Origin of the sequence: Mesorhizobium sp. M2A.F.Ca.ET.039.01.1.1, from assembly GCF_003998035.1 — a bacterium.
Taxonomy (GTDB): Bacteria; Pseudomonadota; Alphaproteobacteria; order Rhizobiales; family Rhizobiaceae; genus Mesorhizobium.
This window is the reverse complement of the sequence record NZ_RZRY01000164.1, coordinates 1-10642: the sequence shown is the minus strand read 5'-3', so window position 1 is coordinate 10642 and position 10642 is coordinate 1. Positions and strand designations below refer to the sequence as shown.

Annotated in this window: 13 protein-coding genes; 7 read left to right on the top strand and 6 right to left on the bottom strand. The window is 64.7% G+C overall.

The features are described from left to right. Together EOA24_RS14870 and EOA24_RS14865 are read left to right on the top strand one after the other, a co-directional pair. Positions 1 to 575, top strand: a 575-nt coding sequence (locus EOA24_RS14870; protein ID WP_133374517.1) for a sensor histidine kinase, incomplete at its 5' end; no start/stop codon positions are given. A gap of 363 nt (positions 576 to 938) precedes the next feature. Continuing rightward, on the top strand, positions 939 to 1583 hold the full coding sequence (locus EOA24_RS14865; protein ID WP_245463435.1) for a response regulator transcription factor: 645 nt from the start codon (positions 939 to 941) through the stop codon (positions 1581 to 1583). A gap of 112 nt (positions 1584 to 1695) precedes the next feature. Here EOA24_RS14865 and EOA24_RS14860 read toward each other — a convergent pair whose 3' ends face one another. Next, positions 1696 to 2541, bottom strand: a complete 846-nt coding sequence (locus EOA24_RS14860; protein ID WP_126080167.1) for an LOG family protein — start codon at positions 2539 to 2541, stop codon at positions 1696 to 1698. A 143-nt stretch (positions 2542 to 2684) separates the two neighbouring features. On the opposite strand from EOA24_RS14860, the gene dapD reads away from it, so the two are divergent. The 3 genes from dapD to EOA24_RS14845 all read left to right on the top strand — a co-directional run bounded on the left by dapD (position 2685) and on the right by EOA24_RS14845 (position 4746). Continuing rightward, positions 2685 to 3539: a 2,3,4,5-tetrahydropyridine-2,6-dicarboxylate N-succinyltransferase gene (gene dapD / locus EOA24_RS14855; RefSeq protein WP_126080166.1), complete on the top strand. Its 855-nt coding sequence runs from the start codon at positions 2685 to 2687 to the stop codon at positions 3537 to 3539. 126 nt (positions 3540 to 3665) lie between these two features. Next, entirely contained in the window at positions 3666 to 4037 is a 372-nt protein-coding gene (locus EOA24_RS14850) for a DUF805 domain-containing protein (RefSeq protein ID WP_189341914.1), read from the top strand. Positions 4038 to 4044: 7 nt separating this feature from the next. Beyond that, positions 4045 to 4746, top strand: coding sequence for a hypothetical protein (locus EOA24_RS14845; protein WP_126080164.1), 702 nt, complete (start codon positions 4045 to 4047; stop codon positions 4744 to 4746). Positions 4747 to 4821: 75 nt separating this feature from the next. On the opposite strand, the gene EOA24_RS14840 is transcribed toward EOA24_RS14845, so the two are convergent. After that, entirely contained in the window at positions 4822 to 5856 is a 1035-nt protein-coding gene (locus tag EOA24_RS14840) for a 2-dehydropantoate 2-reductase (protein WP_127256687.1), read from the bottom strand. 175 nt (positions 5857 to 6031) lie between these two features. On the opposite strand from EOA24_RS14840, the gene dapE reads away from it, so the two are divergent. Then, on the top strand, positions 6032 to 7231 hold the full coding sequence (gene dapE / locus EOA24_RS14835; RefSeq protein WP_126080162.1) for a succinyl-diaminopimelate desuccinylase: 1200 nt from the start codon (positions 6032 to 6034) through the stop codon (positions 7229 to 7231). 2 nt (positions 7232 to 7233) lie between these two features. After that, positions 7234 to 7839: a transporter gene (locus EOA24_RS14830; protein ID WP_126083621.1), complete on the top strand. Its 606-nt coding sequence runs from the start codon at positions 7234 to 7236 to the stop codon at positions 7837 to 7839. Here EOA24_RS14830 and truA read toward each other — a convergent pair. From truA to def, 4 genes are all read right to left on the bottom strand, one after another. After that, entirely contained in the window at positions 7836 to 8624 is a 789-nt protein-coding gene (gene truA, locus EOA24_RS14825) for a tRNA pseudouridine(38-40) synthase TruA (RefSeq protein WP_126080161.1), read from the bottom strand. The genes EOA24_RS14830 and truA overlap by 4 nt on opposite strands. A gap of 21 nt (positions 8625 to 8645) precedes the next feature. After that, complete coding sequence (locus EOA24_RS14820) at positions 8646 to 9152, bottom strand: N-acetyltransferase (RefSeq protein WP_126080160.1); 507 nt, start codon at positions 9150 to 9152, stop codon at positions 8646 to 8648. After that, on the bottom strand, positions 9149 to 10084 hold the full coding sequence (fmt, locus tag EOA24_RS14815; RefSeq protein ID WP_126080159.1) for a methionyl-tRNA formyltransferase: 936 nt from the start codon (positions 10082 to 10084) through the stop codon (positions 9149 to 9151). The genes EOA24_RS14820 and fmt overlap by 4 nt, the downstream gene beginning before the upstream one ends. A gap of 58 nt (positions 10085 to 10142) precedes the next feature. After that, positions 10143 to 10642, bottom strand: a 500-nt coding sequence (gene def / locus EOA24_RS14810) for a peptide deformylase (RefSeq protein ID WP_127409883.1), incomplete at its 5' end; no start/stop codon positions are given.

Below are 10642 nucleotides of genomic sequence, written 5' to 3'. Positions count from 1 at the left end.
CGCGGGAGCTGCATGACGACCTCGGCCAGATGCTGGCCAGTGTCGCGCTGGAGTTGCACAACGTACGTGCCGGCACGCAGGAGATGGACGGCCGTCTCGAGCGCGCCGCGATGCTTATCGACCGGCTCAGCGCCAAGGTGCATGACGCTGCCTGGAACCTGCGGCCCGCCGACCTTAATCGTCTCGGCCTGCGCGCTTCGGTCGAGGATCTGACGACAATGCTTTGCAGCCAGCTCGGCATTCCATGCGAGATGGATCTCGACGCCCTTTCGAACCCGCTGCCCGCAGAGACCGCGCTCACGCTTTATCGTGTCGCGCAGGAGGCGATCACCAATATCGGCAAGCATGCCCTGCCGAGCCGGGTAAGCGTAACGGCCCATATTCAGGACGATCGGATGCGCCTGACAATCGAGGATGATGGCCGCGGCTTTGACGGCCGCGCCGACCCCGGTCCGGGCCATCTGGGACTTGCCGGAATGCGGGAGCGGCTGGCGCTGGTCGGTGGTGAACTGACGGTCGAAAGCGCCACGATGAAAGGAACTGCCGTTTATGCGGATGTGCCGTTGGCACATTGAATAGTGGGGGAAAGGGCTGCGCCTTCCAAGGACAGTCTGATTGATGGGGAAATGGTTGCGTCGGCTTCGGGCCTGTTCGTCGCGTTTTGCCAAGTGTCTGGTTTTGCACGGGTTCGGACAGCACAACGCGACGTTCCTTTCCTAAACTCGTCTACGTGAAGCGCCGCACATCCCGGACATTAGCTGCGGCTTACAATCCGCGCCGCATGGGTTAGGCGGGGGGATAGCTTTACCCGCTACGGCCGCCTCAGGGCTTGCCGATACAGACGGGCGTCCCGCGCCATGCGGGGCTGTTGCCTAGACCATCAAGGACAAGAGGCCTCTTCCGGAGGAAGGGCTCTTCACGACTGATGGAGGTTAAAGGTGCGCTGCAGGCGGATATTTCTGGTCGACGACCACCCGATCATGCTGTCGGGGGTCGGGGCGATGATCAACAGCCAGGACGATCTGACGGTCGTCGGCCTGGCCGGGAATGCCGAGGATGCCCTTGAAGGGATCGGCAAGACGCTGCCCGATATCGCCGTGGTCGATATATCGCTTCCCGGCGACAGCGGGGTCGTGCTGATCGAAAGGCTCGGCGAGCGCTTTCCCGAGGTCAGCTGCATAGCATTGACAGCGCATGAGGACCCCGGCTGCCTGCGCCAGGTGCTTGCGGCGGGTGGCCGCGGCTTCGTGGTCAAGCGCTCGACCGCGACGGACCTGCTGCAGGCCATCCGGTGCGTGCTGGCCGGCGACAATTATGTCGATCCCGCACTCGCGGCGCGCATATTGAGCCCGCGCAGCGCCCCGCAGGGCGATCCGGGCAATCTCAGCCAACGGGAGCGGTCGGTGATCCAGCTGGTGGCGCTCGGCTACAGCAACAAGGAAATCTCGTCCCGACTCAACCTCAGCATCAAGACGATCGAAACCTATCGCACAAGGGCGTCCGAGAAGCTCGAGCTCCGCTCGCGGGCGGCCATTGTGCGCTTCGCGCACTCGAATGGCTGGCTGGCCGAGTTGCCGGTGTGAGCCGGCATGGCCGGGATGGATCCCCGAGTAGAGGAATTGGAGAATTGAAGAATTGACGAAAAAGGGAGTCCGAGTCGTTCTTCAATTGTTTAGTTCTTCAATTCATCAGTTCCTACTCCCCCAACTTGTAGAAGCGTCGGATGATTTCCCACGCTTCCTCGGCGGTGTCGACGAAATCGATGATATCCTGATCGCCGGGCGAGATCGTGCCCTGCTCGGCAAGGAAATCGAGGTCGATCACCCTTCGCCAGAAGGCCTTGCCGAACAGGATCACCGGCACGCGCTCCATGCGCCCGGTCTGGATCAGGGTCAGCGTCTCGAAGAACTCGTCCATCGTGCCGAAGCCGCCCGGGAACACGGCAACCGCCTTGGCGCGCATGACGAAATGCATCTTGCGGATGGCGAAATAGTGGAAGTTGAAGCAGAGCTCCGGCGTGACATAGGCGTTGGGCGCCTGCTCGTGCGGCAGCACGATGTTCAAGCCGATCGACGGCGCGCCGACATCGTCGGCGCCGCGGTTGCCCGCTTCCATGACGCCAGGGCCGCCGCCGGTGACGACGACATATTCACGATAATAGGAGGTGGCCGATTGCTGCGAGCACAGACGGGCGAATTTGCGCGCTTCCTCGTAATATTTGCTGTTCGCCTCGAGGTTCTTCTTCTGCGTCTCGTTCTTCGCAGCCCAGGCTTCGCCGCCCGGCTCGGGCAGGCGGGCGCCGCCGAACAGGATCACCGTCGAGCGGATGCCGCGTTCGGCCAGGATCATTTCCGGCTTCAAGAGCTCCAGCTGCAGCCGCACGGCGCGCAATTCGCGCCGCGTCATGAAGTCCGGATCGTTCCAGGCCAGCCGGTAGGTTTCGGCACGTGTCTGCGGGGTATCCGGCACGCTTTTCGCGCGCTCCAGGTCCTCGTCCGAATGCGGCAGCGGCGTCCACCCCGCCTTTTCCATGGGAGTCATCGAATCCACCCGTCCAATTCCTTACTTGCGCCGTCCCGTGACGCTGGCGCGATTGACCCCCATTCAGCCTTAACATAGGGTCCGCGCGACTTTTAAACAGGTTAAGGCTCAGCCCCTTAACAGCTTGGTAATGGAGCGAAATCATGTCGAAGCCCGATCTGGCGAGCCTCGAAACGACTATCGAGAAGGCCTTCGAGGAGCGCGACACGATTTCGACCGCCACGCGCGGCGAGACGCGCGACGCCATCCAGTCCGCGCTCGACCTGCTCGACCGCGGTGTCGCCCGCGTCGCGGAGCGGCGGGACGACGGCACGTGGCACGTCAACCAGTGGCTGAAGAAGGCGGTGCTGCTCTCCTTCCGGCTGAACCCGATGGAGATCATCAAGGGCGGCCCCGGCCAGGCGGTGTGGTGGGACAAGGTGCCGTCCAAGTTCGACGGCTGGAGCGCCGTCGATTTCGAGAAGGCCGGCTTCCGCGCCGTGCCGTCCTCGATCGTGCGCCGCTCGGCCTATGTCGCGCCGGGCGCGGTGCTGATGCCGTCTTTCGTCAATGTCGGGGCCTATGTCGATACGGGCACCATGGTCGACACCTGGGCCTCGGTCGGCTCCTGCGCCCAGATCGGCAAGAACGTGCATCTTTCCGGCGGCGTCGGCATCGGCGGCGTGCTGGAGCCGATGCAGGCCGGCCCGACCATCATCGAGGACAATTGCTTCATCGGCGCGCGCTCCGAAGTGGTGGAAGGCTGCATCGTGCGCGAAGGCTCGGTGCTCGGCATGGGCGTGTTCATCGGCCAGTCGACCAAGATCGTCGACCGGGCCACCGGCGAGGTCTTCTACGGTGAGGTGCCGCCCAACTCGGTGGTGGTCGCCGGCTCGATGCCGGGCAAGAATTTCCCGAACAACGAGCCGGGCCCGAGCCTCTACTGCGCCGTCATCGTCAAGCGCGTCGACGCCAAGACGCGTTCGAAGACCTCGATCAACGAATTGCTGCGCGATTGATCCTTCCTAAAGCGCGTCGCGATCTTTCAGATTCGCTCCCTGCGCTTTAGGTTTTGATCTTGCGCATGTCTTTGTCCCGAAACCGGTTCCCACTTCGGGAGACATGCTTTGACGGAGCGGACGCGGTTGTCTGAAAGATCGCAATTCCTCTGGCTGTTCTTCAGCCTTTCGGGGCGGCTGAGCCCGGTCGCCTATGCGCTGGCCGGAGTTTTGCTGGTGCTCGTTCAGTTTTTCCCGTTCTACCAGTTCGCGCGGGTGGAGTTGAACACCACCGCCAGCCAGAACTGGGCCATGATCTGCTGGGGCGTGCTCTTGATCTCGGCCTGGGCCACCTTCGCGGTGACGGCAAAGCGCTTCCACGATTTCGGCAAGCCGACCTATTTTGCGCTGATCTCGCTCATCATCGGTCCCATCCTGCTCATCATCCTCTCCTGTTTCCGCAGCGATCCCGGACCGAACCGTTACGGCAGGCGCACCAACGCGCCGGCCGATTCGTGAGGCTGTCATGCGCTACCGCGCGCTCGATCCGCAACTGATCATCGAGACGGCCGAAAGGCTGGAGGGGCGGATCGGCGAGCGTTTTCCGGATGCCGGCCTGCGCGGCGTCGCCGCCGAGCTGGTGTCGCTGTCGCGGGACCTCGCCAAGGCGGCCAGGGAACTGGAGACGCCGATCTGGTGGCTGCGCGGCGTCATCATCGCGGCCTTCATCGCCGGCGTGGCGGTGTTCCTGTTCGTCGGCACGATCCTGCCGCTCGACCGCATTTCGGGCGCCGACGACGCCGTACAGTCGATGCAAGGCATCGAAGCGACGATCAACACCGTCATCCTGGCCGCGCTCGGGCTGCTGGCGCTGGTCCGCACCGAGGAGCGCATCAAGCGCAAGAAAGTCTTCCGCCAGTTGCACGGGCTGCGCTCGCTGATCCATGTCATCGACATGCATCAGCTGACCAAGGACCCGGCGGCGCTGTCGGCCGATTTCAAGCCGACCGCGCACTCGCCCGCCCGCATGACCAACGCCGCGGACCTTGCGCGCTATCTCGACTATTGCTCGGAGATGCTGTCGATCGCCGGCAAGGTGGCGGCGCTGTTCGCGCAGTCGGTCAATGACGATGTCGTCATCGACGGGGTCAACGACATCGAGAACCTGAGCTCCAACCTGTCGCGCAAGATCTGGCAGAAGATCACGCTGATCGAAGGCCGCCGCTAGAGCGGTTCACCGTTTCAAGGAAACGGCGAACCGCTCTATCCGTTTGTTTTTGCGCAATTCCGGACGGAAAACCGCTCACACTTTTCCTGGAATTGCGCTGACCGCGTCCGGCCCGAGGCCGGGGGGACCGCGCTTTTCCGCTTCGGCCTGACGCACCAGAGCCGCGACCCGTTCGTTCATCGGCGCCGGGATGCCGGCCTGCCTGGCCAGGCGAATGACCGCGCCCTGCAATTCGTCGATCTCGGTCGGACGGCCGCGTTTGAGATCGTCCCACATCGACGAACGCGCCTGAGGGCCGATCGCCAGCATGCGGCGCGCCAGGAGGCCGAACAGCCAGTCGGGCAGCCGCAGCACTTTCGGCAGCAGCGCCGGCGGCAGGCCGGTGATGCGCGCCGGCGCTATCCCCGCCGCCCTCATCGCGGCAAGCGCCTCGTCGACCTGGGCGGCCAGGATCACGCGCCAGCTCCGGTCGGCCAGTTGGCTTGCCAGCGGCAGGTCGGAGAGCGCCACCAGAGCATTGTTGAGGTTCATCAGCAATTTGCTCCACTGCACCGCCTTCATGTCGGCGCGCGCCTCGACGGCAAGCCCGTCGACATCGAGCAGCTCGGCAAGGCCATCGACGCCGTCGTCGATCATTACCTCGCCCTGGCTGGCGCGATGGATGCGGAACGGCAGCTCGCCGTCCGCCGACTGCACGACGTTGAACATCACCATGCCGGTCAGCACCCGCCGTCCGGGGAGCCCGTCACGCAGCCGGTTGGCATTGTCGACGCCGTTCTGCAGGCTGACCACCACGGCATCCGGACGCCCGTGGGCGGCGATCAGCTTCACCATCTCCCCGGTCGCGCCGCTCTTCACCGTCACCAGGATGACATCGGCGTCCGCCAGTGCGATCGCCGGATCGACGGTCGCCGAAATCGCCTGCGCTTCGATGCGGCGGTCGCGGCCATCAAGATCGCTGACGCGCAACCCGCTTTCTCGCATGGCCTCGACGACGCGGCCGCGGCCTAGGAAGACGACCTTGCGCCCGGCGAGCGCCAGGCAGCCGCCGACATAGCAGCCGATGCTGCCGGCGCCGGCTATCGCGATGGTGCTTGTTTCGCTGGCCATGAATTTGTCCTCGCTTGGCTCCCGACTTGCCATGATGTCCTGTCGTTCTCCCAGAACTGCTGCAAACGTCCGGGCGACATGCATTTATACGTGATGAAAACCATATTGTCGGCGGCATCACCGGCGATGATCTGCCACCGTGACACGACAAACGCTTTCGACTATCGCTTTGCCCATGACATTGCCGACCGATCCCGCCGCGAATCTTGCCGCCCTGATCCGCTGTCCGTCCGTCACACCCGCAGAAGGTGGGGCTCTTGCCGCACTGGGGGACATGCTGAAGCCGCTTGGCTTTTCGGTCGAGCGCCCAGTCTTCTCGGAAGACGGCACGCCGGACATCGAAAACCTCTATGCGCGGCGCTCGGGCAACGGCCCGCATCTCATGTTTGCCGGCCATACCGATGTCGTGCCGGTGGGCGACGAATCGGCATGGACGCATCCGCCCTTCGCCGCCGAAATCGCCAAAGGCGAGATGTATGGCCGAGGCGCCGTCGACATGAAGGGCGGCATCGCCTGCTTCATCGCCGCGGTGGCTCGCCACGTGGAGAAAAACGGCGGGCCGAAAGGCTCGGTCTCGCTGCTCATCACCGGCGACGAGGAAGGGCCGGCGATCAACGGCACCACCAAGCTGCTCGACTGGGCGGCGGCCAAGGGCGAGAAGTGGGACGCCTCGATCGTCGGCGAGCCGACCAATCCGGATGCGCTGGGCGACATGATCAAGATCGGGCGGCGCGGCTCGCTGTCTGGTACCGTGACCGTCAACGGACGCCAGGGCCATGCCGCCTATCCGCAGCTTGCCGACAATCCGGTGCGCGGGCTGATGAGCCTGGTCGACGCGCTGCTCCATCCCGTATTCGACAAGGGAACCAAGGATTTCCAGCCGACCAATCTCGAAGTGACGTCGATCGACGTCGGCAATCCGGCGACCAACGTCATCCCGGCCAAGGCGACGGCGACGTTCAACATCCGCTTCAACGACACATGGGACGCGCAGACGATACAAGCCGAGATCCACAACCGGCTCGACCAGGCGGCCGGCCGCAAGAAATACCGACCGGGCAAGAAGACGCCGGTCGACTACGAGCTTGTCTGGCGCGACCGGCCGAGCCATGTCTTCCTCACCCGCGACGACAGGCTGATCGATACGCTGAGCAGCTCCGTCAAGACGGTGGTCGGCAGGACGCCGGCGCTCTCCACCTCCGGCGGCACGTCGGACGCGCGCTTCATCAAGGATTATTGCCCTGTGGTCGAGTTCGGGCTGGTCGGCAAGTCCATGCATATGGTGGACGAGCGCGTCGCGCTTGCCGACCTCGAGACGCTGACGCAGATCTACGAACGTTTCATCGAAGACTGGTTCGCAAAAGGCCTTTCGTGACCATGCTATCGGCGGACGAAACCTATGCTTCGCTGGTCGGCGCTTGGCGGCTGATGTTCGGCAAGGCCGACGGGCTGCGCCTGCTCGACCTTTCGGCGGACGGTTTCTGGAATTCCTTCTACGCCATCGTCGTGGCGGCGCCGGCGCTGATCGTCGGCTGGGTGGGGATCGCCAATGAGATCGGCGATCCGGAGGCCTTCGCCGGGCGCCTCGGCATGCTGATCAGGCTGGCGACGGTGGATATCGGCTCCTGGGTGCTGCCGCTGGTGGCGCTGGCGCTGGTCGCGCCGCGCACCGGCATCGGCGGCCGCTTCGTCCACTATGTCGTTGCCTCCAACTGGGCGTCGGCGATCATCGCCTGGCTGATGCTGCCCTCGGCGCTGCTCAGGCTGTTCCTGCCCTCAACCAGCGAGATCAGCAGCCTTGTCTCGCTGTTCCTGTTCGCGCTGTCGGCGCTGCTGACCTGGCGCATGACCAATGCGTCGATCGGCAAGGGCGCCGCCGTGGGCACCGCCGTCTTTGTCGGCATGTTCATCGCCTCGCTGCTCGTCCTGTTCGGCCTGCAGGCGCTGCTCGGCATCGACATACCGGACAGCACGACGGGTTAAGTGTCGGGGTCCCCGGCGATGGTGAATTTGCCGGGCGCCTCCGGATAGTCGACGCCGACGAGAAAAAGCCCGTCCGGCGGCGCTACCTGGCCGCAGGCGGCGCGATCGCGCGCTTCGAGCGCAGCCTTGAGATCGGCCGCGCCCCAGGAGCCGTCGCCGACCCGCCGCAAGGAGCCCACCATCGAGCGAACCTGGTTGTGCAGGAAGGAGCGCGCCGAGCTGCGCACCTCGATGAAATCGCCATCGCGGCTGACCTCGAGGCGGTCAAGCGTGCGGACCGGGCTTTCGGCCTGGCACTGGGTGGAGCGGAAGGTGGTGAAGTCGTGCTTGCCGAGCAGCACTTTCGCCGCCTCGTGCATGGCCTCGGCGTCGAGCCGTTTCGGCACCCACCAGACCTTGCCCTTTTCCAGGGCCGGCGGCGCGCGACGGTTGAGGATGCGATAGAGATAGTGGCGGCCGGTGGCGGAAAAGCGCGCGTCGAAATCATCGGCGACAACCGCCGCCTTGAGGATGGCGACGCGCGCGCCGACCGCCTGCAGATGGGCATTCACCGCATCGCGCACCTTGTCGCCCGGCCACGCTTTGGCAAGATCGACATGCGCCACTTGGGCGGTGGCGTGCACGCCGGCATCGGTGCGGCCGGCGGCCCGTATTCTTACGTCTTCGCCGCAGAACTTTTCGATCGCCTGCTCGATCGCCTGCTGCACCGAGGGCTGGTCGGCCTGATGCTGCCAGCCCGCGAACTGGCTGCCGTCATATTCGATATCGAGCCGAAAACGCGGCATGCCAGCTTGTGCTGCCTTAGCCTAGGCGGCCAAGGCGGTGAAAGCGGAAGCGTAGACCAGCCTGCCGGTCTCGGGCGCATCGCCCCAGGCCAGCGCCTGCAGCGCCTCGCCCTGATACTCGCTGTCGAAATTTGCGGCGCGGCCATGGGTGTAGCCGAAGCGGCCGTAATAGACTGGATCGCCCAGGACAACGGCCAGCGTCTCGCCGGCTTCCTTGAGGCGGATATGCGCCTCGCGGATCAGCGCACCGCCGATGCCGGTGCCGTGGAAGGAGGGTTCGACCGCCAGCGGCGCCAGGGCGACGGCCGCGAAACGCTTGCCGCCACTCTGCACGTAAAGCCTGGAAAACAGGATGTGGCCGACGACCTGGCCGTCTTCCTCGGCAACCAGCTCGACGACGGCGTCGCCGCCGGTGACCAGGGCATCGACCAGCCCGGCTTCCGCCTGCTGGCCAAAGGCATGTTCTTCGACGAGGCGGATCGCCTCGCGATCCCGCGGCGTCGCCGCGCGTATCGACATCATGCTCATGTCAGTTTCGTTCCTTTTGCGATCTTGGCGCCGCGCAAGAACTCCTGCGCGGCGGCAGGCTTTCCGCCCGCCCGTTGAACTTCGACCAGCCTGACCGCGCCCGATCCGCAGGCGACCGTCAGCCGGTCATCGAGAATTCCTCCCGACTCGCCGACGCCCTCCGAGAGCGCCGAGCGAAGCAGTTTCAGCCGCTCCATGCGGCCGCCAATTTCGACCTCGCACCACGCGCCCGGAAAGGGCGAGAGGCCGCGAATGTGATTGTGGACTTCGCCAGAAGGCCGCGTCCAGTCTACGCGTGTCTCCGATTTATCGATCTTTCGGGCGTAGGTCACCCCTTCCGCCGCCTGCGGGGTAAATGTCAGACAATTTATCCCCAACTGCGCGAGCGCCTCGACCATCAGCGAGGCGCCCTGAACCATCAGGCGGTCATGCAATTCGCCGGCCGTCATATCGGGTGCGATGGCGACTTTTTCAACCAAAGCCACCGGCCCGGTATCCAGACCCTCTTCCATCTTCATGACCATCATGCCGGTCAAGGCATCGCCCGCCATGACGGCGCGCTGGATGGGAGCAGCACCACGCCAGCGTGGCAAAAGCGAGGCATGGCCGTTGAGGCAGCCGAGCCACGGCGCGTCCAGAATGGCTTTCGGCAGCAGCAATCCATAGGCGACGACCACGGCGACATCGGCCTGCAGGGCCGCGAATGACACCTGCTCGGCTTCGCCCTTCAGCGATGTCGGCGTCCGCACTTCAAGCCCCAGCCGCTCGGCCTCGCGCTGCACCGGCGACGGCGTCAGTTCCAGCCCGCGCCGGCCGGCGGCACGCGGCGGCTGCGTGTAGACGGCCGCGATCTCGTGACCGGCTTCGGCGATGGCGCGCAAGGTCGGCACGGAAAAGTCCGGCGTGCCCATGAAGATGACGCGATGCGGCATGAGGTCCTGCGATCCTGTCTTACGGGAGGCTCAAGTGCTCGCGCGGCCGAAACGGCCCTCAGCCCACCATCTTGCCCGGCGCCTTGTCCTTGGCGAGCTTCTTGAACTTGCGCACCACCATGTCGCGCTTCAACTTCGAGATGTGGTCGATGAACAGCACGCCGTTGAGATGGTCGATCTCGTGCTGCAGGCAGGTGGCCATCAGGCCTTCCGCCTGTATCTCCTGCAGCTTGCCCTCGCGGTCGAGATATTTCACCCGCACGGAAGCCGGGCGCTCGACCTCGGCATAATAATCGGGAATCGACAGGCAGCCTTCCTCATAGACGGAACGCTGGTCGGAACTCTCGAGCACTTCGGGATTGATGAAGACATGCGGCTGAGGCTCCTCGCCTTCCTTGGCGAGGTCGATGACCAGGAGCCGACGCGGCTCGCCGATCTGGATCGCCGCAAGGCCGATGCCCGGCGCGTCATACATGGTCTCCAGCATGTCGTCGGCGAGCTTGCGCAAATCGGCATCGACGCGCTCGACCGGCTTGGAAACCTGGCGCAGGACGGGAT